This is a genomic window from Pseudomonas sp. 22526, assembly GCF_052044735.1.
Taxonomy (GTDB): Bacteria; Pseudomonadota; Gammaproteobacteria; order Pseudomonadales; family Pseudomonadaceae; genus Aquipseudomonas; species Aquipseudomonas piscium.
In genome coordinates, this window is record NZ_JBQENK010000007.1 from 85,773 (window position 1) to 110,272 (window position 24,500).

20 protein-coding genes are annotated in these 24,500 nt (G+C 65.3%); 3 read left to right on the plus strand and 17 right to left on the minus strand.

The features are described 5' to 3' along the window. Positions 1-10 precede the first annotated feature (10 nt). Positions 11-916: an L-threonate dehydrogenase gene (gene ltnD / locus ACTJKT_RS12495; RefSeq protein ID WP_440787296.1), complete on the minus strand. Its 906-nt coding sequence runs from the start codon at positions 914-916 to the stop codon at positions 11-13. Between the two features lie 479 nt (positions 917-1,395). Here ltnD and ACTJKT_RS12500 point away from each other — a divergent pair, with 479 nt between their 5' ends. Further along, a complete protein-coding gene (locus ACTJKT_RS12500) occupies positions 1,396-1,749 on the plus strand; it encodes a hypothetical protein (protein ID WP_440787297.1) in 354 nt (117 codons plus the stop codon). A 54-nt stretch (positions 1,750-1,803) separates the two neighbouring features. Here ACTJKT_RS12500 and ACTJKT_RS12505 read toward each other — a convergent pair whose 3' ends face one another. From ACTJKT_RS12505 to ACTJKT_RS12520, 4 genes are all read right to left on the minus strand, one after another. Continuing rightward, on the minus strand, positions 1,804-2,841 hold the full coding sequence (locus tag ACTJKT_RS12505) for a hypothetical protein (RefSeq protein ID WP_440787298.1): 1,038 nt from the start codon (positions 2,839-2,841) through the stop codon (positions 1,804-1,806). Continuing rightward, complete coding sequence (locus tag ACTJKT_RS12510) at positions 2,838-3,827, minus strand: DUF2157 domain-containing protein (RefSeq protein WP_440787299.1); 990 nt, start codon at positions 3,825-3,827, stop codon at positions 2,838-2,840. Before ACTJKT_RS12510 ends, ACTJKT_RS12505 begins: the two co-directional genes overlap by 4 nt. A gap of 220 nt (positions 3,828-4,047) precedes the next feature. Next, positions 4,048-4,320: a DUF4242 domain-containing protein gene (locus ACTJKT_RS12515; RefSeq protein WP_025809282.1), complete on the minus strand. Its 273-nt coding sequence runs from the start codon at positions 4,318-4,320 to the stop codon at positions 4,048-4,050. A gap of 61 nt (positions 4,321-4,381) precedes the next feature. Beyond that, complete coding sequence (locus tag ACTJKT_RS12520) at positions 4,382-4,663, minus strand: DUF3303 domain-containing protein (RefSeq protein WP_097135569.1); 282 nt, start codon at positions 4,661-4,663, stop codon at positions 4,382-4,384. A gap of 358 nt (positions 4,664-5,021) precedes the next feature. Between ACTJKT_RS12520 and ACTJKT_RS12525 the strand changes: the two genes are divergently transcribed. Both ACTJKT_RS12525 and ACTJKT_RS12530 read left to right on the plus strand, forming a co-directional pair. Next, entirely contained in the window at positions 5,022-8,570 is a 3,549-nt protein-coding gene (locus ACTJKT_RS12525) for a hypothetical protein (RefSeq protein WP_440787300.1), read from the plus strand. A gap of 143 nt (positions 8,571-8,713) precedes the next feature. Next, positions 8,714-9,199 carry an adenosine-specific kinase gene (locus tag ACTJKT_RS12530; protein WP_053278798.1) on the plus strand — a complete coding sequence of 162 codons (486 nt, stop codon included), beginning with the start codon at positions 8,714-8,716 and terminating at the stop codon, positions 9,197-9,199. 16 nt (positions 9,200-9,215) lie between these two features. On the opposite strand, the gene ACTJKT_RS12535 is transcribed toward ACTJKT_RS12530, so the two are convergent. The 12 genes from ACTJKT_RS12535 to ACTJKT_RS12590 all read right to left on the minus strand — a co-directional run bounded on the left by ACTJKT_RS12535 (position 9,216) and on the right by ACTJKT_RS12590 (position 24,497). Then, positions 9,216-9,407 carry a hypothetical protein gene (locus ACTJKT_RS12535; protein ID WP_009048622.1) on the minus strand — a complete coding sequence of 64 codons (192 nt, stop codon included), beginning with the start codon at positions 9,405-9,407 and terminating at the stop codon, positions 9,216-9,218. Positions 9,408-9,506: 99 nt separating this feature from the next. Beyond that, on the minus strand, positions 9,507-10,052 hold the full coding sequence (gene thpR, locus ACTJKT_RS12540) for an RNA 2',3'-cyclic phosphodiesterase (RefSeq protein WP_440787301.1): 546 nt from the start codon (positions 10,050-10,052) through the stop codon (positions 9,507-9,509). A 192-nt stretch (positions 10,053-10,244) separates the two neighbouring features. Beyond that, on the minus strand, positions 10,245-10,946 hold the full coding sequence (locus ACTJKT_RS12545; protein WP_440787302.1) for an NAD(P)H-dependent oxidoreductase: 702 nt from the start codon (positions 10,944-10,946) through the stop codon (positions 10,245-10,247). A 109-nt stretch (positions 10,947-11,055) separates the two neighbouring features. After that, complete coding sequence (locus ACTJKT_RS12550; protein WP_440787303.1) at positions 11,056-12,465, minus strand: aldehyde dehydrogenase family protein; 1,410 nt, start codon at positions 12,463-12,465, stop codon at positions 11,056-11,058. Then, complete coding sequence (locus ACTJKT_RS12555) at positions 12,458-13,648, minus strand: pyridoxal phosphate-dependent aminotransferase (protein ID WP_440787304.1); 1,191 nt, start codon at positions 13,646-13,648, stop codon at positions 12,458-12,460. Before ACTJKT_RS12555 ends, ACTJKT_RS12550 begins: the two co-directional genes overlap by 8 nt. A gap of 29 nt (positions 13,649-13,677) precedes the next feature. After that, on the minus strand, positions 13,678-15,285 hold the full coding sequence (locus ACTJKT_RS12560; RefSeq protein ID WP_440787305.1) for a 5-guanidino-2-oxopentanoate decarboxylase: 1,608 nt from the start codon (positions 15,283-15,285) through the stop codon (positions 13,678-13,680). Between the two features lie 10 nt (positions 15,286-15,295). Continuing rightward, the gene (locus ACTJKT_RS12565) at positions 15,296-17,398 is read right to left on the minus strand and encodes an acetate--CoA ligase family protein (protein ID WP_440787472.1); all 2,103 of its coding nucleotides are present in this window, start codon (positions 17,396-17,398) and stop codon (positions 15,296-15,298) included. Positions 17,399-17,425: 27 nt separating this feature from the next. Beyond that, positions 17,426-18,586, minus strand: coding sequence for an acyl-CoA dehydrogenase family protein (locus tag ACTJKT_RS12570; protein ID WP_440787306.1), 1,161 nt, complete (start codon positions 18,584-18,586; stop codon positions 17,426-17,428). A gap of 135 nt (positions 18,587-18,721) precedes the next feature. Next, positions 18,722-19,513 (minus strand): enoyl-CoA hydratase/isomerase family protein, encoded by a 792-nt coding sequence (locus ACTJKT_RS12575; RefSeq protein WP_440787307.1) that lies wholly within the window; start codon positions 19,511-19,513, stop codon positions 18,722-18,724. Positions 19,514-19,846: 333 nt separating this feature from the next. Then, a complete protein-coding gene (locus ACTJKT_RS12580; protein WP_440787308.1) occupies positions 19,847-21,256 on the minus strand; it encodes an amino acid permease in 1,410 nt (469 codons plus the stop codon). Between the two features lie 209 nt (positions 21,257-21,465). Further along, positions 21,466-23,727 carry an ATP-binding protein gene (locus tag ACTJKT_RS12585; RefSeq protein ID WP_440787309.1) on the minus strand — a complete coding sequence of 754 codons (2,262 nt, stop codon included), beginning with the start codon at positions 23,725-23,727 and terminating at the stop codon, positions 21,466-21,468. Continuing rightward, complete coding sequence (locus tag ACTJKT_RS12590) at positions 23,724-24,497, minus strand: substrate-binding periplasmic protein (protein WP_440787473.1); 774 nt, start codon at positions 24,495-24,497, stop codon at positions 23,724-23,726. Before ACTJKT_RS12590 ends, ACTJKT_RS12585 begins: the two co-directional genes overlap by 4 nt. Between the last annotated feature and the right edge of the window lie 3 nt (positions 24,498-24,500).

A 24,500-nucleotide genomic window follows, 5' to 3' on the forward strand; every position in this document is an offset into this window, starting at 1 on the left:
GAAAGCTTCCTCAGACAGGCTCGGGCTTGGCGGTCGGCAGGTCGATGCCCGGGAAAATCTTGATCACCGCCGAGTCGTCCTCGCGGCCGAAACCGGCGCTGGAGGCCTGCATGAACATCTGGTGCGCGGTGGCCGACAGCGGCAGCGGGAATTTGCTGGCGCGGGCGGTATCCAGCACCAGGCCCAGGTCCTTGACGAAGATGTCCACCGCCGACAGCGGGGTGTAGTCGGCCTTGAGGATGTGCGGCACGCGGTTCTCGAACATCCAGGAGTTGCCGGCGCTGTGGGTGATCACTTCGTACAGGGCATCGGCGTCCACCCCTTCGCGCAGGCCCAGGGCCATGGCTTCGGCGGATGCGGCGATGTGCACCCCGGCCAGCAGCTGGTTGATGATCTTGACCTTGGAACCCAGGCCATGGGCATCGCCCAGGCGGTAGACCTTGCCCGCCATGCCGGCGAGTATCGCTTCGGCCTTGGCGTAGGCCGCAGCCGGGCCGGAGGTCATCATGGTCATCTCGCCGGCGGCGGCCTTGGCCGCGCCGCCCGAGATCGGCGCGTCGAGGTACAGCAGGCCCTGTTCGGCCAGGCGCTCGCCCAACTCCACGGCGTAGGTCGGCGCCACGGTGGCGCAACCTATCACCAGGCTGCCGGCCCCCAAGGCCGACACGGCGCCATCGCCACCGAACAGCACGGTTTCGGTCTGCTCGGCGTTGACTACTACGGTGATGATCACATCGCAGGCATCGGCCATCCGCGCCGGCGACGCACAGGCCACCCCGCCTTCGCTGGCGAACTGCTGGGTGACCGCTTCACGCACGTCACAGGCATGCACATTGAAACCTGCGCGCAGCAGCGAGCGGGCAATGCCCAGGCCCATCGCGCCCAGACCGACGACACCGACATTCTTGTTATTCATGGGGTACTCCAGGGAAGACAGCAGCCTGGTCCACGCCGGCAAGGCGCAGGTGGCGGGCCGCGGGGTAAATGGGAGCACGGGCGGCGGGGGCGACAGGGTCGCTTGGCAGGTGAATCGAGACCTTGTCGGACATCGAAGGGCCGTCCTGTGATTTGTTGTTATCAGGTTGTGGCCGATCATCCACCAATGAACGGATTATGTGAAGTATTTTTTCAATCTAACATTTATTAACATTGCCGAACATGAACACCAGGCACCTCGCGACAACCTTGCAGCCCGCGCAGAATCAAACGGACGAGCGGTAGGCGATTGCGACCAACGAACTGATCTGTATCAAACGAACGTCTACACTCGAGACCGATGCTGTTAGTCGCAACACCCCCGATCAGTGGTACCGCCCTTCATCGTCCACCCATTGACGGTAGGCATGGGGCGGCGCTGTATGGTCAATCCGCAATGCTTGAACAAGGATATTCAACATGGCAAAAATCAACGTATTGGCTGGTGATTTTCTACAAGGGGATGGTGAGTATCGTCAGGGAGTCTTCAGGTTGGCCACAGTCACCAACCCCTCGCCGGGGGTCGAAGTGAAAGCCTCCGCATTCAAACATCTGGAAATCGCGACACAGGACAGCATCACCAACAGGGACGCCATTGGCTACGGCATCGCCGGGGCCATGCTGCTGGGTCCGGTGGGTGCTCTTGCGGGCTACCTGATTGCCGGCAAGGAAACCGAGGTGACCTTCATCGCCACCTTCAAGGATGGCCGCAAACTGCTGGCGGCCACAGACAGCGAAACCTACCGGGATATCGAAAAACGGCTGACGGCCTGACACCGTCTCCGCCTGCCCATGCCCGCAACTTCGGGCATGGGCTACTCCCCTGCCCTACGCCGATTCCGCTTCGCCCGGCCCAGCCCGGCGCTTCTGCCGTTCGCCTTCCAGCCAGATCACCAATCCCAGCAGACTACCGCCGGCGATCAGCAGGCTGACGAACCAGCCCAGGGTTTCCGCCAGCTGGGTGAAGAACAGCGTGTACAGCTGGATAATGAAGAAGGTCGCGCCATAGCCCACCAGCATGGAAAAGCGCAGGCGAATGCCCAGCGCCAACAGGCCCAGGCTGAACGCCGCCCACAGCCCGTTGAACAGCACCAGCTCGCCGGACTCGGCCAGGTGCCAGGGGCCGTCGATCAGGTCGTAGCTGCCGAACAGCGACAGCAGCCACAACGACATCTGGGCCATGAACAGCCCGGCGGAAATCCACACCTTGGCAAAGCCGCGATAACGGGCCAGCCATGACGCCTCGCCCCACAGATGAACAAAACCGAACAGGGCCATGGCCAGGGCCGCGCCGAGGAAACGCAGCGGATAGTTCATGCCGAACCAGTAGGCGCCCCAGCCCGATTCATAACCGCTGCGCCCGCCGAACCAGACGAAGAACAGCACGCTGCACAGGGTCAGCAGCAAGGCGTTGTTCAGCCCATAGCTGAGCGCCAGCAACAGCAGCAGGTCCACCAGCAACAGCGCCGGCCAGTTGCCCGAGCCGTCGGAGTAGATCAGGCCCAGCACCAGGCTCAGGCCGATCAGGGCAAAGCCGCCAAGCAACTCCAGGGTCGCGCCGAGCAGCTTCAGTTGCTTGCCCAGCAGCCAGCGCCCGGCGCCGAACAACCCGACCATCAACACACCGAGACCGCCCGCCAGTTTCGGCAAGGTGAACGTCAGGTGTTCATGCAGCAGGATCAACAGCCCAGCCGCCAGGCTGATGGCGCCGAAGGTCAGGAACCAGCGCCCCAGGGAGCGCCAGTCCCAGCGGGTCAGCGGGTACAGCTCGGCGATCCGCGCGTGGGCCTGGGTGTCGATCAGGCCGTCGCGCAGCCATTGGTCCAGGGCGTTGTGCACCTGGCGATTACGGCGATCCGGGTTCATTGGCCAGCCTCCCCGGCGCGCAGCGCGGTGCGTTCGAACAACCAGCCCAGGAGCATGCCCACCGCGCCGGCCAGGGCAAAAAACACCGCGGCGCTCAGATGTTCCCAGGCGTACTCATAAAAACGCGTGTACAGGTCGATGCCGAGGAACACCACGCCGAAGCCAGTGAAGCTGGGGTGCTTGAAACGCGCACCGAGCACCAGCTGGGCAATGGCGCCGAGGGTGAACAACAGGGTCCAGGTCAGGCCCTGGCGGTAAGCTTCCTCCAGGCTGAGGAACCACAGCGAGCAGTTGAAGTACAGCAGCCCGAAGATCACATACAGCCGTCCGAAGCCGCTGAACCGGCGCAAGGCATGATCCTCGGCGCGCTGGTGCCACAGCCCCAGGAGCGCGACCAGCCCAGCGATCACGGCCATGGAGCGCCGGTCCTGGATGCCGAAATAGTAAGTGCCGGAACCGCCATACCACTCCCACGAACCCAAACCGTGGAAGACACAGAGCAGGCCCAGCAGCAGCGGCCAGCGCAGGCGATAGCCATAGGCGGTGGCGATGCTCAGGGCGGCGGTGACCAGCAGCGCCAGCGGCAGGTTGCCGAACTCGCCGGTCTCGCTGTCGGAGCTGCCGAGCAACAGGCTGGCGCCCATCAGGATCAAACCGATGGTCAGGATCGCCACCCCGGTGACCGGCATGCGCCGCGCCGGGTCGCGGGCCAGGCGCGCGCCGATCAGCCACAGCCCGACGCCGGCGGCGAAAAACAGCACCGCCCCCACCAGCACCGACTCGGCCAGCAGGCCAATGCCGCCCAGCACCGCCATGCCGATCAGCAGCACCGCGCCGATGCCCAGCCATTGCAGGACCGTGGACAAGCGGTGCTCGGGACGTTCATACAGGGCGCCGAGCCGCTGCTGCGCCTCGGCATCGATCAGGCCACGGTGGCGCCAGTCGGCGATTTCGTGGAGCAACAGCTGCTGGGTGGTTTTTCTCATGGCGCTCTTGGTTCAAGGTTTGGACATCGGCCGCAAACCGGCCGTCGACTGTGCAGCATAGCCGAGCCTGTGTCTGGCAAGACGCCCCGCGACGCTAACGCGGCACGCCGCGCCCATGAAAAAGGCCGCCCCGAGGACGGCCTGGTTTCCTGCCAGCGGCATCACCTCGCCCTGGGGCAAGGGGACGCCGAGCCAGGCGCGCGCCTGTCACCGCAAGACACTACTCCGCTGTCGTCGGATCGATGATCGAGGTCACCCGCGATACCCGGTCCGCCGGAAAGCCGCCTTGCCGGGCATGCTCGCGGATGAGTTCCTCGTTTGGCGCGATATAGACGCAGTAGATTTTATCGCCCGTGACGTAGCTGTGCAGCCACTGCACCTGCGGCCCCATTTCATCGAGCACCTCGCAGGACTTTTGCGCGATCCCTTGCAGATCCTGCGCCGACAGCGCTCCAGCGCCCGGAAAATCGCGTTCAATCACAAATTTAGGCATGACAACCTCCAGTTCTGTTCCGCTCTTGCCGAAGCAACAGCCCCAGGCCGATCGCCAACGGCTATTGCCTGCCGATCACCGCCGCCAGCAACGGCGCGGCCTGTTCATCGGTCAGCGCCGGGTGCACGTCCATCCTGAGCAGGTCGCTCCACTCCAGCACCCATTTCTGCATCAGCGTGAGATCGTCGGTCTGTGCGACACCAAACCCCGTCATGCCGCCGACGGCATGCCAGCGTCCCAGCATGCTCACCCCTGCGGGTGGCGCCCCACCGGTCTTGAGAAATCGTTCGATCGCACTGTTGCGACGTTCGGGGCTGATTGACCAGCTGACAATGAATAACATTTGCCACCTCCAGCGAAACTGGCGCCCGTTGTTCTGCGCGCGCACCTGGCAGGCACCTTGACCACGGCCACGCATCGGCATCGACCCGCATTCCGTCTGGTCTGAAACGATTGTCCCAAGGGAAGGAATAGCAGCCTTGGGCTCCCGCCGCATGACCGCCGATCCTGTTCCCGCCCCCAGCATGAAGCCACCGGCTAGCAGCCGGATCCCTCTCGCTCCCCAGGCCGCTTGAAAGCGCACTCGATCGGCCCAGCAGCACCCTCCTTGCAGCGTCGGGAGGCCAGTAGATAAAGCGCAATCCGGGGGCTATACCTATGCATAGCGGTCGGCCCTACACCTAAGGAAGGGGAAAAAGACCATGGACAACAGCAATGGCTCGGGTAACAACCTCGTCCTCTGGTTACCGGGTAGCGCCCTCATCCTCAGCCTGGTCGTCTCGACCTTCGCCCTCACCCGCGAGCCGTTCCTCGAACCACGCCCCATCGGTGCACAATTCCAGACGCAGCCACCGATAGAAGCCCGTCTGTGGCAGGACCCGTTCGATGCGTTCGAGCGCTATCGCAAAAAGTTCAAGGAGAGTAACAAGACCCCAGGCGCTGACTTTGAGTGCAGTCACAAGCCTGTTGTCAGCCCGCCATTGGGGCTGGACGCCAAACAGCAGCAAACTCCAGAGCCTCCCCAATTCATGGTGGCGCTGGTCGAAGGCGGCCCATACGCCGATGAAGTGGAAATGCGCCGGCGCATTCGTTATGCAATCCTGGCCGGGTTCAAAAACTCCCGCATGGTGCCCGAGGACGAGCAACACATCCGCTGCCTGGGCCTTGCAGACGACCTCTCGGGCACGCTGCAAACCGATGCGCAAGGCAAGCTGAAGCGCGTAGAAATCCCCTATGAAACCTTCATCGCCAATCCATTCGACCCACCCAGGGATATGGACAATAGGCCGCGCCCATCCGCCCAGACCATACTGCTCTGGGTAAAGCAGGAATATCTGGGTTCAAACCCGCTACAACGACTCGAAACATTGCGCCTCACCCTGCAGAACAGGGATCATTCGGATTGCGGTCCCCCAAACACCTGCCCGAAGGAGCCCGACCGGGCACTGCTGAAGGTCATCGGCCCTTCCACCTCGAAAGTCTTGCTCGATATGTATCGGGACGAAGCCAACGGCCGCGCCAAACCCGATATCGAGATCTACTCCCCCCTGGCCACCGCTGATCACGAAACATTGATGCGTGCCCTGGGCAAGCCCTCGCCCGGCAAAGTCGCCTCCCAACAGCAAACACCTGCGACGCCTGAAGCAATGAAACTGCTGCGCACCGTCAGCCATGACGGCACCATGACGCGCCTGCTGCTGGAGGAGCTGAAACTGCGCCGTGTGGATCCAGTCGCGGGTGTGCAATGCAGAGAAGGGGCACCGCAGTTGGTCGGAACCCATTGCGATGCTAGAGGCTGGCCGCGCCTCAATCGCATCGCGCTGGTCTCCGAGTGGGACAGTTTCTACAGCCGCGCCCTGATCGAGAGTTTCAAATCCAAGGTTGCGGAGGATGCCCACCTCGACGGCAAAGACCAGGCGGCCGTCAATGACTGGGTACTGCGCTTCAGCTATCTGCGAGGCATGGACGGACGCCTTCCGGAGGAAGCCGCAAGCGCCAACAAAGCGCCCGCTAGCGAGGACAATAAGAACAGCAAGGACAAGAACACCCTGGATCTGAGCCCGCTGGAGAGATCCGACGGCAATTCCCAGCTCGACTATCTGCGCCGCCTCGCCGACCACATCGCCCGCGAGGACGAAGCCTATCGCCGCAAGGGCACCAGCGGTATCGGCGCCATCGGGGTGCTGGGGGCCGATACCTACGACAAGCTGCTGGTGTTGCAGGCCCTCAAGGGGCGGATGCCGAACAAGGTGTTTTTCTCGACCAACCTCGATGCGCGCATGCTCCAGCGCGGTCAGGCCCAGACCACCCGCAACCTGGTCCTGGCAGCGCCCTACGGACTTACGCTGACGCGCGCCCTGCAACAGGATGTCCCTCCGTTCCGCGACAGTTTGCAAAGTGCCGTGTTCATCGCGGTTCTGGCCGCGCAGGCGCCACAGCCCTACGAAGCCAAGCGGGCGAAGTTCGACTACGCCACATCGGAGCTGCTTTCGCCGGGCATCTATGAGGTGGGCATCAGCGGCTTCATCCCCCTGTCGAGAAAGCTCAGCGCCGAACGCCCCAAGGATTGCGCCGCACCCGGCCAGACCCGGCAAGCAACGCACGACATCATGGCGCTGCGCTGCCTGCAGGATCCGTCGCCACCTCCTTATCCCGAACTCTCCCAGTCGGTACGCGACAAGCTCGATGAGAATCAGTCGTTTTTCTGGGCGGGGCCGCTTACGTTCATCCTGCTGGTATTGGTGACGCTCCTTGGCTGGTGGTGGACTTATGTGCAATCCAGCGACGACGAACTGCCGGCCTGGGTGCGCAGTATCCCGCTGACGCTTTATGTGGTGTCCGGACTGTCGGTATGGCTCGCCATGCGGTTCTGGCGTGTGGAGTTCATGTGGACTGCCTTCGTGCTGATCCTGTTGGGCATCGTCTGCTCGGAACTTATCCGCCATCATCAGCCCGAACCAGCGCAAGCCGGACAGCCCCCCGTCCCTGCAAGCAGTGGATTGTTCGACGCCTCGGCGTGGTACCTCATGGTACCGGTCGTGGTATTCGTCCTGGCCTTGCTGTGGATGTACCAGATCCGGCGTGTATTGACGGAGGACGGGCTGGGTGAGCCGATGTTCCTGTTCGAGGGCATCAGTGCCTGGCCCACCGTGGCCCTGCGCCTGCTCGCCGTGGTCATCTCGATCACGGCGCTGGCCTGGGGTTGGCGCAACCTGCGCATCAACAGTCTCGAGATCGAAAAGGCCTACCACCTGGATCTGTACATGAGCAGGCTGCGGATGAGCCTGTGGGGCCAGCTGCGGCGTCTCGCTCGCAGGGAAAAGGGGACAAGGCTGCAAAAGTGGCGCGCCGCGCTTGGACGCTGCCTGTTCCTGACCCTGTTCCCGCTCTCGACCAACAGTCGCGACTGGAGCATGCCCAAGCGACTGACAGCCGCGGTCCAGCCCTATGCTGCAGACAAGCGCAGGATCATTTTCGTCACGAGCTTCTGGAAAGAACACTGCGTGGGTGGCACCTTCGGTGCCCGCATGCTGCGCAGCATCCTCGCCACCTGGATATTCATGGTCGCCACCAGCGCACTCTTCGTGCTCTGGCCAATGGAAGGAATGCCCATTCGGGGCGAGTCGCCGATCTGGATGTTGAGCTGGCTGCTGCCCACCCTGGCCTTCCAGTTGCTGGTGTTCTGGGTGGTGGATGCCAACCGCCTGCTGACGCGATTCATCCGCAACCTGAGCAAGCATTATGCGATCTGGCCAAAAGAGTTACGCAAGGAGCACCAGAGGCTCTTCGGTGTTTCTCTGCACCCCTGCATCGACGATTGGGTGGACATGCAACTGATCGCCAAGCGCACGGCGACCGTCAATCGCCTGATCTATGCCCCGACGGTGGTCATGTTGATCCTGATTGCCTCGCGCAACAGCGTGTTCGACAACTGGCCGACCCCACCCAGCATCGTCATTTCCTTCCTGCTGACCACCCTGATATTGCTCACGTCCGCGCTGTCGCTACGCCGTGCCGCAGAAAAGGCACGTGGCGCAGCGTTACGGCGCCTTGATGACTACCTGCTGGAAATCACCGACAGCACACCTGTCTACAACAAGCTCAAACTGATCCGCGGACGCATAGATGCTCTCGATACCGGAGCCTTCTCGCGCTACTCGCAAGAACCTCTGGTACGCGCCCTGCTGCTGTCGCTGACCGGCGTGGGCGGCTCGCTGATTGTCGATGCATTGAATTACGCGAAGTTCTAGGCACTGAGCGTGGCGACTCGATGAGTGGCTATGCTTGATCTGTTGCTGGAAGCAATCCCGTCGCCGCGATAACGGCTGCGACGGGCCCACCCTTTTCGCCAATGCCCCCCACGCCGCGCGACATCGGCAAGGAGAGGTTCCAGATGCAACTGATCAGCGTGACCATCGACAAGCCGGAAGCCACCAACTTCATTTTCGGCCAGACCCACTTCATCAAATCCGTCGAGGACATCCACGAAGCCCTGGTCGGCGCCGTGCCGAACATCGCCTTTGGCCTGGCCTTTTGCGAAGCCTCCGGCCAATGCCTGGTGCGCTGGTCCGGCAGCGATCCGGCGATGATCGCGCTGGCGCAAAAAAACGCCCAGGCGATCGCCGCCGGCCATAGCTTTATCCTGTTTCTCGGCGACGGTTTTTATCCGTTGAACGTGCTCAACACCCTGAAGATGGTGCCTGAGGTGTGCCGCATCTTCTGCGCGACCGCCAACCCGACCCAGGTGATTCTCGCTGAAACGGCGCAGGGCCGGGCGGTGCTGGGGGTGGTGGATGGCTTCTGCGCCAAGGGCCTGGAAGGCGACGACGACATCCTGTGGCGCAAGAACCTGTTGCGGCAGATCGGCTACAAGCAGTGAGCGCTGCGCCCACAGGCTACTCGGATGGCGTGGTCCGGCAACTCTTGCGCTGGCGAATCTCCTGCTCCGAAGGACGCTCCTTGACGAACTCGAAACGCGGTTCGCCCTCGCTGTAGGTGACCAGCCAGCCCCACTCCAGCTCGGACTCATCCTGGCCCGGCTTCGGCGGCGCCGCCCACCAGGGCTCTTTGCTGACGATCTGACGCATGCTCCCCTCCCGTTGATTCGGCCCCTCAACTATAGCCTGCAAGCCTTGAGGCACGCGGATTTCGGCCGGTCGGCGAATCTGCCGAGATGGCGCCCCCAATCACCGCGCCAGCGCCCATTCGGCCAGCGGCCGATAACGGCCTTTATGGGATTCGAACAGGGCGAAGTGCCGGGCACTCAGGTGAAAATCCGCAGGGGTCTCGGACTCGGGCACCGGCGCCCGATAGTCGCGCATCAAGGTCAAGTGCGGACGAAACTCCCGCGGCGAATCGACCAACCCAAGCGGCAGCAGCGCTTCCTGCAAGGCATACACCAGCTGACGCAACTCCAGCGGCGCTTGTGTCGGCGCCAGCAACAAGACCCCGGCCCGGCGCCAGACCTCCAGGCGGTCGAGCGGGACGTCCAGCGGCTCACCGGAGGTGCGCACGCCCGCCGCCGCGGTGCAGATCCCCGGGATCTGCGCCACCGCGACCGAGCCCAGGAACATCAGGGTCAAATGAAAGTTTTCCGCCGCCACCGGCCGGCCGTTCCTGAGGCCAAGCGCGCCGCGCCACTGGGCAATGGCCCGGCGTTGGGCGGCTGTGCAGGGCAAGGCGAAGAACAGCCGCTTGAACGGCTCACCCTGCTCGCGGGGTTCATCATTCATGCCCTGTCCTCCGATTCGGCCCGGGCGAAGTGCTGCGTGTCAGGTTACTCCAGGCCCCTGGTTTTTCGGCAGCGCGAACCGACGGTCAGGCCATGAAGCCCAAGGTTGCAAGGGGCGACAGCGGACCGGCGGTCGGCACAAACAGCATAGCCAAGCACTGGTCCAACCATCTGCCTGGGCGCCCGGGTCTCGTCAGCCGAGCGGGTACAGCGCCTCGTCGAACTGCGACAAACGTGGAAACTCGATGGGCAGGTCGTCGGCCACCTGCTCCAGTCGCTGCCGATAAGCCACCAGGAATTCCTCGCGGGCCTGATCGCTGATATAGGGCACATGCCAGGCGACGAAGGGCTCCAGTACCTCGAGCCCGACATAGGCCAGGGTGCCGCGCAGGATCGGCCGCAGCATGTCGTTCAGCGGCCCATGGATCGCCCCCTCGCCGAACATGTGCTCGCGACCGCCCAGGGTCACGCTGACCAGCGCCTTCTTGCCGCTCAGGCCGCCCTGGTCGTAGAAACGCTTGCCGCCATAGCAGACGCCGGACACCAGCACCCGGTCGATCCAGCCCTTGAGGATCGCCGGCGCCGAAAACCAGAAGATCGGAAAATTCAGGATCAGCAGGTCGGCCCACAGCAGCTTGTCGAGTTCCTGGCGGATGTCCGCGGCGATCGACTGGCTTTTCACCCCCAGGCGTTGTTCCAGTGCGTACACCAGGTAGTCGGGATTCTCCCGCGAGGAAAAATCGGCGGCACTGGCCACAGGGTTCCATTGCATGGCGTACAGGTCGCTGACCTGCACCTGATGCCCCTGGGCCTCGAGGGTGCGCAGCGCCTGGTCACGCAAGGCGGCGGTGAAGGATTGCGGCTCGGGATGGGCGTGGACGATCAGTACATTCATGGCAGGTTCCTTAGACATGTTCCAATGAGCAAGGCGGAATAAAGACTGCACCAAGGTGACGAGACACAAGACCACAAAGGTCTGTGACCCGCCACCGACGGTACCGGACTCAGCGCTGGATGGCCTTGATTTCGACAAACTCGGCCAGGCCCTCCTCACCCCATTCGCGACCGTTGCCGGACTGTTTGTAGCCACCGAATGGCGCTTGGTAATTGAATGCCGCACCGTTGATGAAGCACTGCCCGGCGCGCAGTTGTCGGGCCAGGCCCAGGGCGCGCTCGGGGCTGGCGGCCCAGACCCCGCTGGACAGGCCGAACGGTGAATCGTTGGCCAGGGCGACGGCCTGGTCTTCGTCGGCATAAGGAATCAGGCACAGCACCGGGCCGAAGATTTCCTCCTGGGCGATGCGCATGCGGTTGTCGACATCGGCGAACAGGGTCGGCGCGACATAATGGCCCCGCTCATACTGCGCCGCACCGCCCCACAGCAGACGCGCGCCTTCCTGCTGGCCGAGCCGGATGTACTCCTCCACGGTGCGGCGCTGGGAGGCCGAGCACATCGGTCCGAGAAAAGTCTGCGGGTCCTGAGGGTCGCCCATGCGCAGGCTGCGCGCCTCTTCCACGGCCAGTTCCAGCGCCTCGGCATAACGCCGGGCCGGCAGCAGCATGCGGGTCAGCGCGGTGCAGGTCTGGCCGGAGTTGATCATCACGTCCTGCACGCCATAACGCACCGCGGCGGCCAGGTCGGCATCCTCGCCGATCAACAGCGGCGACTTGCCGCCCAGCTCCAGGCACACCCGCTTCACCGATGGCGCCGCGGCCTGGGCCACGCGCACCCCGGCGCCGGTGGAGCCGGTGAACGACAGCATGTCGACGTCCGGGTGCCGGGCCAGGGCTTCGCCGACCTTCGAGCCCGGCCCGCTGACCAGGTTGAACACCCCGGCCGGCAGGCCGATGGCTTCGATCATTTCGGCCAGCAGAAAGGCATGCAGCGGCGTTTCCTGGCTCGGCTTGAGCACCACCGTGCAGCCCGCCGCCAAGGCCGGTGCGAGCTTGCCGATCAATTGATGCAACGGATAGTTCCAGGGGTTGATAAAGGCGCAGACGCCCACGGGTTCGCGGACCACCAGCGAGTTGCCGACCTCGCGCACTTCATCCATCGCCCCGGCGAGCTCGACGTACTGCTCCAACCCGACGATCGGCCCGTCGACCTGCACCGCACGGCACCACTGCACCGGCATGCCTAGCTCGGCGGTGATCAGCGCGGCCATCTCGTCGGCCCGCTGGCGCAACTGCCCGGCCAGCGCCCGGATATAACCAGCACGCACCGCCGACGGCGTTCGCGACCATGGGCCGAAGGCGCGCCGGGCCGCGGCCACGGCGTTATCGACATCGCGCTCGTCGCCTAGAGGGACCCTACCGACCACCTGCTCGGAGGCCGGGTCGGCGACCTCGGCCCTGCCCTGTCCCGACGGCACACGCCAGGCCCCATCGATGAACAGTCGGTTGTAATCACGCATCGACCGCTACCTCCAGCAACTCACGGGCACAGCGGGCGATCCGCTGGCAGGCCTCGCGCAACGGCGCCGCACCGAGGACCAGCCCCAGGCGGATATGCCCGGCGGCACTGGGGCCGAAGGCTTCGCCGGCCAGCACCGACACCCCATGGCGTTCCAGCAGGCGATCGGCGAACGCCTGGGCGCTGAGCCCGGTTTCGCGGATATCGACCATCACGAACATCCCGCCATCGGGTTTCAGCGCGCGCACGCCGGGGCAATCGGCCAGGCATTCACAGACCAGGTCGCGGCGCTGGCGATAGGCTTCACGCATGGCATCCAGCTCCGGCAAACCGCTGTCCAGGGCAACCAAGGCGGCATCCTGGATAAATTCCGGCGAGCCGTAGAGCATGCACAGGGCGAGGTTTTCCAGGTGCGCCGCCAACGCCGGCGGCGCGACCACCCAGCCCAGCCGCCACCCGGTCATGGCATGGGATTTCGACAGGCTGTTGAGGGTCGCGGTGCGCTCGGCCATGCCCGCCAGGCTGGCCGGGCTGATGTGCTCGCCGTCGAACAGCAGTTCGCTGTAGACCTCATCGGAAATCAGCCACAGGTCATGCTTGATACACAACTCGGCCAGGGCCTGCCAGGTGCCACGCGGCAAGCTGGCGCCGGACGGATTGTGCGGGCTGTTCAGCGCCATGGCCCGGGTCCGCGGGGTAATGCGCGCGGCGACGTCCTCGGGCAACACCCGAAAGCCGTTCTCGGAACGCACCGGCACCGGCACCACCACGGCGCCACAGGCACCGAACACCGCTTCATAGGTGACATACATCGGTTCGGCGACCAGCACCTCGTCGCCCGGGTCGAGCAGGCACTGGGCAACGCTGAACAGCGCGCATTGGGCACCGGCCAGCACCATCACCTGATCGGCGTCGACCTGCTGGCCGCTGCGCTGCCGATGCCGCCGGGCGATGCTTTCGCGCAGGCTGCGCTTGCCCCGCACGTCGGTGTAATGGGTATTGCCGGACAGCAGGCTGTCGATGGCCGCCTGCACGATAGGCGCCGGGGTGTCGAAGTCCGGGTCGCCGACCGACAGCAGCAGGATGTCCTCGCCCTGCTCCTGCTTGGCCAGGGCCCGGTAGTGGATACCCCAGGCGGCGGCGCCGTCACCGGCGATACGTTGAGTCAGATCGGAAAAACGCATGGTAAGAGTCCCCGCAAAAGCGTTGAGGGTCAGCGCGCACAGGCGTGCTTGAGTTCGATCAGGGTCACGCCGTTGCGGCGAAAGCCGCTGCGCAACTCGTTCTGCAATTGATCCAGGCTCTGCGGCTGGGCCACAGTGCAACCGAAGGCGCGGCCCAGCGCGGCGAAATCCGGATTGCGCGGCAACACGCCGATCGGTTCGATATCCAGGCCGAGCATGTCGTCGCGGATCTGCCCCAGCGCGTCGTTGTTCCACAGCAGGATCACCAGCGGGCTGTCCAGTTCCTCGACGGCGGTCGCCAGCTCCTGCGCGGTGTAAAGAAAGCCGCCGTCGCCGACCAGCACCAGCCCGGGCCGCTGCGGCGCGCCGAACTTGGCGCCGATCCCCGCCGGCAGCCCATAACCCAGGGTGCCGTAGCCTGTCGGGTGCAACCAGCTGCGCGGCGCCCGACTGGCGAACAGGTAGTTGCCGGTGTAAGCCAGCTGGGTCATGTCGCTGCTGACAAAGGCCTGCTCCGGCAGCTCCGCGGCCACCCGTTCGAGAATCGCCTGGTGGATCAGTTGCAGGGGACCATGGCCGGCGCGCACCGCCGCCCGCAGTCGCGCCACCGCCTCGATGGCCGCCGTCGCGTCCCGGGGCGTTGGCTCCAGGCGCTGCAACAGGGCCGCGACGGTCTGCCGGGCGTCGCCCTGCAAGGCCAGCGCACAGGGATAGAAGTCATTGAACTTGCGCGGGTCGATATCCACCCGCAGCAGCTCGGCGTTCAGCGGCAGGCGCTCGCGCCAATAGTCGGTGTCGGCCATCTCGGTGCCTACCGCCAGCACCACATCGGCTTCGCCGATCAGTTGCCAGCCCGGCTCGACACACAGGGTCGAGCCGGCATTCAGCGGCGCATCCGGCGCCAGCAGGCCCTTGCCGGCGACACTGCTGAAAAACGGCGCGGCCAGGCGCGTGCTGAGCTGTTGCAGCTCCTGCGCCGCATCGAGCGCGCCGCCACCGGCGATGATCATCGGCCGTCGGGCGGCCTGCAGCTTGGCCGCGGCCTGGTCCAAGGCCTGCGCCGTCGGTACGCCGCGACCCGGGCGACGCCGCACTTCAGCGCTCCAGTCCCGGGCCACCGGCGCGGCCAGCACATCCAGTGGCACCGAGATATGCACCGGCCGCGGGCGCTCGCTGTCGAACACCGCGTAGGCGCGGGCAATCAGCTCGGGCAGGTCCTCGGCGCTCAGGGCCACCGCGGAGAACGCGGTGATCGGCGCGGTCATCGCCCGCTGGTCCTGGGTTTCGTGCAGGCAGCCCCAGCCCTTGCCGAGGCTGGCGGTGTGATTGACGCTGGAAATCACCAGCATCGGGATCGAGTCGGCGTAGGCCTGGCCGATGGCGGTCGCGGCATTGGTCACGCCGGGGCCGGTGATGACGAAACACACCCCCGGCTTGCCGCTGACCCGGGCATAACCGTCGGCCATGAAACCCGCGCCCTGCTCGTGACGGGTCAGGACATGGCGGATGCCGCTGCCGGGCAGGCCGCGATACAGCTCCAGCGTGTGCACGCCGGGGATGCCGAATACCGTATCGACACCGTAGTTGGCGAGCAGGCGTACCAGGGCCTGGCCGCCGGTCAAGGTAGTGCTGTACATGTTCATCTCCTCAAGCCTGGCCGAGGCGTATCAACGCATCGACCGCAAGGGTGCCCCGGGCACCGACCAACAATGGGTTCACATCGAGTTCGAGCAACTGCTCGGCGTTTTCGCAGGCGTAGTCCGCCACCGCGCGGATCGCCGCCACCAGCGCGTCGAGGTCCGCCGGCTCGCGCCCGCGAAAGCCCTGCAGCAGCACCGCGCTGCGCAGGCTGAGCACGGCCGCGCGAATGGCGCCATCGGTGGTCGGCAGCAACAGGCTGCGGCTGTCCTGGAGCAGTTCCACCAGCACGCCCCCCGCGCCGATGACCAGCGCCAGGGCAAAGTCGTTTTCGCGCTTGATGCCGACAATCAGCTCGGCCAACGGCGCACTGGCCATGGGTTCCAGCAGCACCTGGGCGAACGGCACTTGCGGGGCGCAGGCGGCGATCCGCGCGCCCATCTGCTCCAGCGCGCCCTTCAACGCCGCCGGAGAACCCAGGTTCAGCGCCACCGCGCCGACCTCGGTCTTGTGCGGCAACTGCGTGCTGACCGCCTTGAGTACCAGCGGGTAACCCATCCCCTGGGCCGCTTGCAGGGCATCGTCCGGGGTGCTCAAGACCCCGCTGGGGATCGGCAGGCCGAAGACCTGCAAGGCCTGTTTCGATTGCCACTCGTCGAGCAGCCGTCCGCCCCCTGACAAGGAACCCGGCAAGGCCTGCGGGCACAGGGGCGTCAGCGCCGCCTCACCGAGGTCCAGCAGGGCCTGGCGGGTCGTTTGATAACGCGCGATGCGCGCCCAGGCCGCCAGGGCGTCCTCCACCCCCTGCAAGGCCGCCACGCCCCGGGCGTGCAAACGCTCGCGGGCACTGGCCGGCAGCAGTTCGGGAAAGGCCGAGGTGACGAAACCGGTCTTGCCGTGGCGCTCCAGCGCCGCGCAGTACAGCTCCAGCAGCAGGTCGCACTCCTGGCGCTCGCCGGTGAATTCGGCCGGGTAATCGAGCACCAGCATGGCCGCGTCGGCTGGGCTGCGCAGGGCACTGTCGAGCATGCGGGTCAGGGCCTCGCCATCGCCCCAGATCGCGGTGGTGAAATCCAGCGGGTTGACCAGGTTGGCGTAGGCCGGCAACACCTGGGCCAGTTCGGCACACTGGCTGTCATCGAACTTGACCAGGCTCACCCCGTTGCGCTCGGCATAGTCGGCGATCAACCCGGCATCGCCACCGGAGCAGGCCAGCGCCACCAGGCTGTCGCCCGCCGGCAGCTTGCCGCAGGCGGCGGCCTTGAGGGTCTCGACGAAACTCACCGAACCACTGACGCGGATCACCCCGAGACGGGCAAACAGGCTGTCGTACAGCGCATCGGAACCGGACAGCGAACTGGTGTGACTCAAGGCCAGCTCGGCGCCGATCTGCGACACCCCGGTTTTCAGCGCAACGATCGGAATGCCCTTCTCCAGCGCCTTGTACGCCGCCCTGGCGAAGCCGGGCACGTTCTTCAGGCCTTCCAGGTGCAGGCCGATGGCGGTGACCCGTGGCTCGTCGAGCAGCACGTCCATCAGTTCAGCGATGCCCAGTTGCGCCTGGTTACCCACCGAGGCCATGTAGGCCACCGGCAAGGAGCGGTCGCTCATCGACAGGTTGTAGGCGAAGTTGCCGCTCTGGGTCAGCACCGCCACGCCCTTCTCCACCGGCTGGCCGCCATGGGCCACCGGCCACAGCGCCGCGTTGTGCAGATAGTCGAGCAAGCCATAACAGTTGGGGCCGAGCAGCGCCATGTTGCCGGCGGCGTCGAGCAACTGGCGTTGCAGGGCCTGGCCCGCGGCGCCGGTCTCGGCAAAGCCCGAGGCATAGCAGATCGCCCCGCCCGCGCCCTTGGCCGCCAGCTCGGCGACGCAGGTCAGGGTCAGCTCCCGGTTGGTGGCGACGAACACCGCATCCGGGCCACAGGGCAGCTGGGCCACGCTGGGCACACAGGGTATGCCTTCGAGGCTGGCATGCTGCGGGTTGACCAGCCACATCTGGCCCTGAAAACCGCCTTCGGCACAGCGCCGCAGCGCCCGGGCCATGCTGCGGCCACCGATAAAGGCCAGGTGGCGCGGCGCGAGCAGACGTTTGAGGTTGTCGCGAAGAATCTGGGTCATGGGCATTCTCCAGGCGGCTCAGCGCAACAGCGGACGCAGCAGTTCGCGGGAAATGATGTGGCGCTGGATCTCCGAAGTGCCCTCCCAGATCCGCTCGATCCGCGCATTGCGCCAGATACGCTCCACCGGCCCCTCGTCCATCAGGCCCATGCCGCCGAAAATCTGCACCGCTTCGTCGGCCACGCGCCCGAGCACTTCACTGGCGAACAGCTTGGCCATGCCGGCCTCGCCGTCGGTCATGCTGCCCTGGTCCATCTTCCAGGCGGTGTGCAGGGTCAACAGCTCGGCCGCGCGGATCTGCGTGGCCATGTCGGCCAGCTTGAACGACACCCCCTGGTAGCTGCCGATCGGCTGGCCGAACTGTTGGCGATCCGCCGCCCACTGCAGCGAAACATCCAGCGCGCGCTGGGCCTGGCCGACACAGTTGGCCGCGACCATCACCCGGCCGGCGGTGAGCCAGGCGTTGGCCACGTCCCAGCCCTTGCCGACTTCGCCCAGCACCTTGGACGCCGGCACGCGGCAGTCGTCGAAGAACATCTCGAAGGTGTGGTAGCCGCGGTTGCTCACGCATTTGGGCCCGCGGCGAATGGTCAGGCCCGGGGTGCCGCGGTCCACCAGGAAGGCGGTCACGGCGTTGCGCTTGCGACCGTTGTGCTCGTAGGTGTCGGTCACGGCGAAGACGATCGCGAAATCGGCGTGGCCGGCGTGGCTGATGAAATGCTTGCTGCCATTGAGGATGAAGTCGTCGCCGTCGCGGACCGCGCGGGTCTTGATCGCATTGGCATCGGAGCCGGCGCCCGGTTCGGTGAGGGCAAAACAGTCGATCTTCTCGCCCTGGATGCAGGGCAGCAGGTAGTCGTCGATCTGCTGGCCGGTGCAGGCCATGAGAATCTTCGACGGCCGTGCGACAAACACATGCAGGGCCCAGGAACACTTGGACAGCTCGCGCTCGATCAGCGCCTGGGACAGATAGTCCAGGCCACCGCCGCCGACTTCCTCGGGCATGTTGAAGGCGTAGAAACCGGCGGCGATGGCCTTGCCGCGAATCTGCGCGGCCAGTTCCGGAGGGACTTCGTCGGCGCGGTCCACCGCCTCTTCGTGGGGCAGCAGTTCCTTGGCGACGAAGCTGCGGACCGCATCCACCAACATTTCTTGTTCTTGGCTCAGTTGGAAATTCATGGCGCTACCTGTTGTGCATTTTTATTGAAGGACCTGTAGGAGCGAGCTTGCTCGCGATGGCGTCATGCCTGACACAGCGCGGCGCCCACAGCGCGAGCAATCGAGCCTCGACCGGCTGCTCCTACGGGGTTGGGCCTAGCGACCGATAAAGTTCGGCGCGCGTTTTTCCGTAGCGGCGCGCAAGGCCTCGGCGCCATCCGCGCTGCGCCCGCACAGCAGGCCGGCGGCCAGCTCGGCCCGCAGTTGCTCGGGCAGGCTGCGCCCGGCGCCTTCGCGCAGCAGCTGCTTGGTCTGGGCAAAGGCGAAGGTCGGCCCGCTGGCCAGGCGTGCGGCCAGCGCCGCGGCCACACTCGGCAGCTGTTCGTCGGCGCACAGCTCCCCGACCAGTCCGGCCGCCAGGGCACGTTCGGCCCCCCAGGGCTCATCGAGAAACAGCAGGCGCTTGGCCTGTTCGCTGCCGATCAGCCGCGGCAGGTGCCAACTGGCGCCGGCGTCCGGCGAGTAAGCCATGCTGGTGTAGCCAGCCTTGAACCGCGCCGATCGGGCAGCGATGCGCAGGTCGCAACACAGGCTCAGGTCCATGCCGGCGCCGACCGCGGTGCCGTTGATCGCGGCGATGGTCGGTTTATCCAGGCCGTACAGGCGGCCCATCAGCGCGTGGGCGGTTTCGGTCCAGCCATAACTTTCCAGCGCCCCCCGGGCCTCGGCTTCGGCCCACTCGGCCAGATCGGCGCCCGCGCAGAAACTGCGACCGCTGCCGGTCAACACCAGCACCCGGACCGCTGGATCGGCGTTGCAGTCATCCAGCAGGCCATGGAGTTTTTGCAGCGTGGGAATGTCCAGCGCATTGCGTTGGTCGGGGCGGTTGAGGGTGATCCAGGCAACGCCTGCTTCGACCTGGCAGAGCAGCGACGATGGAGTAGTCATGTGAGTCCTCGAATTATTGTGTTTGGCGTGAGGTGGGGACGACTTGCCGACGATACTAAACGAGTGTTCAGCAAGGCGACAATCCGCGGCCCAGGGCCTTGTAACAGCCGTAAACTGACGCTACTCGATTGTTTTCATTGAGTTATTTTTCTGTTCCGCGGTGAGCGGCCGGCGTGGTGTTACAACTTTGAACAACTGGCTACAGAGGGAGCGGCGGCTGCGCCGCCTGTCGCGNAGCTTGCTCGCGATAAAATCGAATGCCCGACGCCCACCTTGAGCACCAACAAAAAACGCGACAGTTACCTGTCGCGTTTTGGTTTACCGCTGCCCGCCCTACACCGGCACGGTCGGCGCCAGCACCATCTGCCGCTTGCGCTGGATCAGGTAGTAAGCGCCGTAGCAGATCGCGATAAAGCCGAAGCCCCAGTACAGCGAAGGCCGCTGTGTCGCGTCCATGGCCAGGAACACGAACAGCGAGCAGCACAGGCCGATGCACAGAATCGGCAGGAGCGGGAACCACGGTGCCCGGTACTTCAGGTCACTGAGCTGGCCGCCGTCGCGCAGGTAGGCGCGGCGGAACTTGTACTGCGCCAGGGCGATGACGATCCAGGTCACGGTGCCGGACATGCCGCTCACGGCCATCAGCACCATGAACAGCGTGTCGGCGGCGATGAAGCTGGTCATCAGCGAGATCAGGGCGAAGCCCAGGGTGATGCTCAGCGCCCGCAGCGGCACGCCACGCTTGCTCAGCGGTGACAGGCTTTTGGGGGCCATGCCGGTTTTCGACATCGCCCACAGGATCCGCGTCGAGGCATAGAGGCCCGAGTTGCCGACCGAGAGGATCGCGGTGAGGATCACGAAGTTCATCAGGTCGGCGGCATAAGGAATACCGACCATGTCGAACACCTGGACGAACGGGCTTTCCATCAGCCCCGCCTGCTGCCAGGGCACAATGGCCGACAGCACCACGATCGCCAGCACGTAGAAGATCAGCACGCGGAACACCACGTTGCGCACCGCCCGCGGGATGCTCTTCTCCGGCTGGTCGGTTTCCCCCGCCGCCACGCCCATGATCTCGCAGCCCTGGAAGGCGTAGACCACGGTCATCATCACCGCGAACACCGCCGAGAGGCCGTTGGGGAACAGGGTGTCGCCGATCAGGTTGCTCATCATCGGCGCCGGTGCGCCGCTGGCCAGCGGGATAGCACCGAAGATCACCAGCACGCCGACCACAATAAAGCCGAGGATCGCCGCCACCTTGATCCCGGAGAACCAGTATTCCGCCTCACCGAAAGCGCGGGTGGCCAGGGCGTTGATGCCGAACAGCACCACCACGAACAGCGCCGACCAGTACCAGATCGGCACGCCGGGAAACCAGCGTTCCATCAGCATCCCGGCGGCGGTGAACTCCAGGCCCACGGTGGTGGCCCAGCTCATCCAGTACACCCAGCCGATCATGAAGCCGGTGGCCGGACCGATGAACTTCGTGGCGTGGGTCTGGAACGAGCCGGATACCGGCATCTGCACCGACAATTCGCCGAGGCAGACCATCACCAGGTACATCAGCAAACCTGCCACCAGGTACGCCAGGATAGCCCCGACCGGGCCGCCCTGGTTGATGATCACGCCGGAGCCCATGAACAGCCCGGTGCCGATCACCCCGCCCAGCGACAACATGAAAATATGCCGGCTCTTCAAGGCCCGGGTCAGGTGGATGCCTTTGCGTTCGATAGATTCGCTCATGTCGGCACCTCAGCAGTCAGTGAGGAGCGCGGCGGCCGACAGGACGTCATGGCGCGGGGAAGGATCAGCTTTACGGCAGTTCATTATTATTATCTCCAATAAGCTTCGAGGACCGCGCCCGGCGCGGTTCAAGCGATTATTGGAAAGCCATGTAAGTTCGCGTTGAACCTGAAGATCAAAGATGTAAAAAGTCGTAAGGATTTTGTACGTCAGGCCTCCAGCAGCGCCTCCAGGGTCTGCAGGGAGCGTTGCAATTGCTCACTCACCTGCGGGGCCAGGCGCTGCACCGCCTGCTGATCGTTACCCAGCGCCGCCGTCTCCAGCGTCCGCATGACCCTGGCCAGGGCGCTCAGGCCCAGCGAGTCGCTGCTCCCGGCCAGCCGGTGGGCCAGATGGGCGATTTCAGTACAGTCGTCGGCCGCGATGGCGTCCGCGAGCGTCACCCGGTGCTGGGCCAGCGAATCGCGCAGTACCGTCAGCAGGCCCTTGAGTTTCTCGGTGCCCAGCAAGGTGCGGTGGGTTTCCAGCAACGCCCCGTCCAGCTCCTCATCGGCCTGTGCCGCGGCAGCCAGCGGCGTCTGGCCCGCCAGTGCCTGGCGCAGGCTGTGCAGTGTCAGCGGCTTGGCCAGGATGCCTTGCATGCCGGCCTCCAGATAGCTGCGTACCAGGGCCGGCTGGACGCTGGCGGTCAGGGCGAAGATCCGACAGTCGCGATTGGCCCCCGGCGTGCCGCGAATGCGCTTGCACAGTTCGACGCCGCTGATGCCTGGCAGGTGCACGTCCAGCAGCATCAGGTCGAAACGCCGCTGCTGGCAGAGCGTCAGGGCCTCAGCGCCCTCTTCGGCGAGCCAGACCCGGTGCCCGTCGCTCTCCAGCAGGCCGCTGACCACCTCGCGGTTCAGCGCCATATCCTCGACCACCAGGATCTCCAGCGCCTGCACCGGCGTGCTGGCCGTCGCGACTTCGCTGCCGCCAACAGCGGCCTGCAGCTGCAGCTCGAACCAGAAGCGACTGCCCCGCCCCACTTCGCTGTCGACGCCAATACGGCCGCCGAGCAACTCCACCAGATGTTTGCTGATCGCCAGGCCCAGGCCGGTGCCGCCATAACGCTGCGCCACCTCTTCGCTGGCCTGGGTGAAGCGCTCGAAAATCTTCTCCTGCATCGCCGGAGCGATGCCGATGCCATTGTCGCTGACGCTCAGGCGCAGACGCTGGCCGCCCTGCTGCGTCGCCTGCGGCACCACCTCGACCGCCACGACAATCTGCCCGGCCGTGGTGAACTTGATCGCGTTGGCCAGCAGGTTGCTCAACACCTGGCGCAAGAACTGCTCGGCGCCGTGCAGGCGCTCGGCCAGTTGCCGATCGATCCGGCTGTGCAGCTGGGTACCGTTGCCCTGCGCCCGCGGTTCCAACAGCGTCAGCACTTCGTCGATCAGTTGCCGCACCGAGAAGTCCACCGGCTCCGGATGGCTTTCACCCTCCTCCAGCCGGGCGAAATACAGCACCTCGTTGAGGATCGTCAGCAGGCCTTCCCCGGCTTTGTACAGGGCTTCCAGGCGTTTGCCGTCGCGCTCGTCGAGGGGTGCGCCGCGCAGCAGTTCGGCCATGCCGAGGATGCCGTTGAGCGGCGTGCGCAACTCGTGGCTCATGGTGGCGAGAAACCGCGACTTGGCGAGGTTGGCCGCTTCGGCCTCGTCCTTGGCGCGCATCAGGCTGGCAGTGCGCCGTTCGACCATTTTCTGCAGCTCGTCGCGCTTGTCCTGCAAGGCCAGGCGATCGACTTCGCGGCGGTCGATATCGCTGAGGATCGCCCGGCGCATGTCATCCAGGGCGTGGGCCACGGTATCGATTTCGTCTTCGCCGCCGCGGCGGCTCTTGTCCAGGCGCAGCGGCTCGTGCCAGTCACCGGCGGCGACGCGCCGGGCGAAGTCGGCCATGACTTGCAGGTGCCGGGTCACCAGTCGGTAGAACAGCCCCGACAGCGCCACCGCCAGGCCGCAGAGAAACACGCTCATCCACAACAGGCTGGTCAGCCCGGTGGCGTACAGGCGCCGATGCACGGCGCCCAGGTCGGTGCTGACTTCCAGCTGGCCCAGGTGCCGCGAGCCACCGCTGGGTGGCTGGTAATCCAATTCGAAACGCTCGATGCGCAGCGGCCCGGTCGGCTCGGGGTTGCCCTGCACCAGGTCGAAGTCCGGGCTGCGCAGGTGCACCCGGGCCACGTCGGAGAAATCCACCAGGCCGCGCAGTTGCACATTCAGTTGCTCCTGGTTCAAGTCCCACAGGCTGCGCTCCAGGCTGGCCAGGTAACCGGCGCGGATCAACGCCATGCGCGAATCGATCTCACGCATTTCCCGGCGGTACTCGAAATACAGCTGCACGGTGCTGGCGAGCACGGTGAAGCACAGGCTGAACAGCAGGATGAACAGCAGCAGGCGCCGCAGCAGGCCACCGGGTCGGGCGCTGATCATCGGGCACCCGCCGGTAGCTTGAGCATGTCGCGATAGGTGGCCTCGCTTTCATTCAGCCAGCGTTCGATCTCGCCGGCATCGACCATGCGCTGCAACTGCGCATCGATTTCCGCCATGCGCCGGGCCAGCGGGGAGCGCCGCGACACCGCGATCCGCAGGTAGTCGACGCTCAAGGCCGCGGGCAAGGCCACGATGTCTTCCGCCCCTGGCAGGCGCTCGACGAACAACTGCCCGGTGCGCCGCTCCTGGGTGATGAAGTCGATACGGCCGCGAATCAGCTTGCCAAAATTCTGCTGGCTGTCGGACACCCATTCGATATTGCGGTGCCGGGCGACAAAGCGGTCGAACTCCAGGCCGTAGCTTTCGCCGAACAGCAAGCCGCCGCGGTAACCGGCCAGGTCTTCGAGGCGCTCGAAGCGCACCGGATGGCGGCGGTTGACGAACACCGCGACCTCTTCGCGCAGCACCGGCACTTTGGAGAAACGCATGCTCTGCTCGCGTTGCGCGGTGCTGTAGGCCAGGATCACGTCGACCTGCCCTTCGGCGGCGTCCAGCAGGCAGCGCTGCCAGTTGCCGAGCACCACGATCTCGACCTCGTAGCCCAATTGCCCGAACAACTGCTTGACCACGTTGGGCGCCAGGCCGCGCACCTGCCTGCCGTCGCTCCAGGACACCGGCGGATACACCGGGTAGTCGCAGTAGCGGATGCGCTCGGCGGCCAGGGTGCCGAGCGGCGCCAGCAGCATCAGCAGCGCCAGCCATCGCCCCAGGGC

What these genes read in the sequence shown, in the direction of transcription:
- ltnD (WP_440787296.1), bottom strand. Translation starts at nt 916, where the DNA reads ATGAATAACAAGAATGTCGGTGTCGTCGGTCTGGGCGCGATGGGCCTG.
- ACTJKT_RS12500 (WP_440787297.1), top strand. Translation starts at nt 1,396, where the DNA reads ATGGCAAAAATCAACGTATTGGCTGGTGATTTTCTACAAGGGGATGGT.
- ACTJKT_RS12505 (WP_440787298.1), bottom strand. Translation starts at nt 2,841, where the DNA reads ATGAACCCGGATCGCCGTAATCGCCAGGTGCACAACGCCCTGGACCAA.
- ACTJKT_RS12510 (WP_440787299.1), bottom strand. Translation starts at nt 3,827, where the DNA reads ATGAGAAAAACCACCCAGCAGCTGTTGCTCCACGAAATCGCCGACTGG.
- ACTJKT_RS12515 (WP_025809282.1), bottom strand. Translation starts at nt 4,320, where the DNA reads ATGCCTAAATTTGTGATTGAACGCGATTTTCCGGGCGCTGGAGCGCTG.
- ACTJKT_RS12520 (WP_097135569.1), bottom strand. Translation starts at nt 4,663, where the DNA reads ATGTTATTCATTGTCAGCTGGTCAATCAGCCCCGAACGTCGCAACAGT.
- ACTJKT_RS12525 (WP_440787300.1), top strand. Translation starts at nt 5,022, where the DNA reads ATGGACAACAGCAATGGCTCGGGTAACAACCTCGTCCTCTGGTTACCG.
- ACTJKT_RS12530 (WP_053278798.1), top strand. Translation starts at nt 8,714, where the DNA reads ATGCAACTGATCAGCGTGACCATCGACAAGCCGGAAGCCACCAACTTC.
- ACTJKT_RS12535 (WP_009048622.1), bottom strand. Translation starts at nt 9,407, where the DNA reads ATGCGTCAGATCGTCAGCAAAGAGCCCTGGTGGGCGGCGCCGCCGAAG.
- thpR (WP_440787301.1), bottom strand. Translation starts at nt 10,052, where the DNA reads ATGAATGATGAACCCCGCGAGCAGGGTGAGCCGTTCAAGCGGCTGTTC.
- ACTJKT_RS12545 (WP_440787302.1), bottom strand. Translation starts at nt 10,946, where the DNA reads ATGAATGTACTGATCGTCCACGCCCATCCCGAGCCGCAATCCTTCACC.
- ACTJKT_RS12550 (WP_440787303.1), bottom strand. Translation starts at nt 12,465, where the DNA reads ATGCGTGATTACAACCGACTGTTCATCGATGGGGCCTGGCGTGTGCCG.
- ACTJKT_RS12555 (WP_440787304.1), bottom strand. Translation starts at nt 13,648, where the DNA reads ATGCGTTTTTCCGATCTGACTCAACGTATCGCCGGTGACGGCGCCGCC.
- ACTJKT_RS12560 (WP_440787305.1), bottom strand. Translation starts at nt 15,285, where the DNA reads ATGTACAGCACTACCTTGACCGGCGGCCAGGCCCTGGTACGCCTGCTC.
- ACTJKT_RS12570 (WP_440787306.1), bottom strand. Translation starts at nt 18,586, where the DNA reads ATGAATTTCCAACTGAGCCAAGAACAAGAAATGTTGGTGGATGCGGTC.
- ACTJKT_RS12575 (WP_440787307.1), bottom strand. Translation starts at nt 19,513, where the DNA reads ATGACTACTCCATCGTCGCTGCTCTGCCAGGTCGAAGCAGGCGTTGCC.
- ACTJKT_RS12580 (WP_440787308.1), bottom strand. Translation starts at nt 21,256, where the DNA reads ATGAGCGAATCTATCGAACGCAAAGGCATCCACCTGACCCGGGCCTTG.
- ACTJKT_RS12585 (WP_440787309.1), bottom strand. Translation starts at nt 23,727, where the DNA reads ATGATCAGCGCCCGACCCGGTGGCCTGCTGCGGCGCCTGCTGCTGTTC.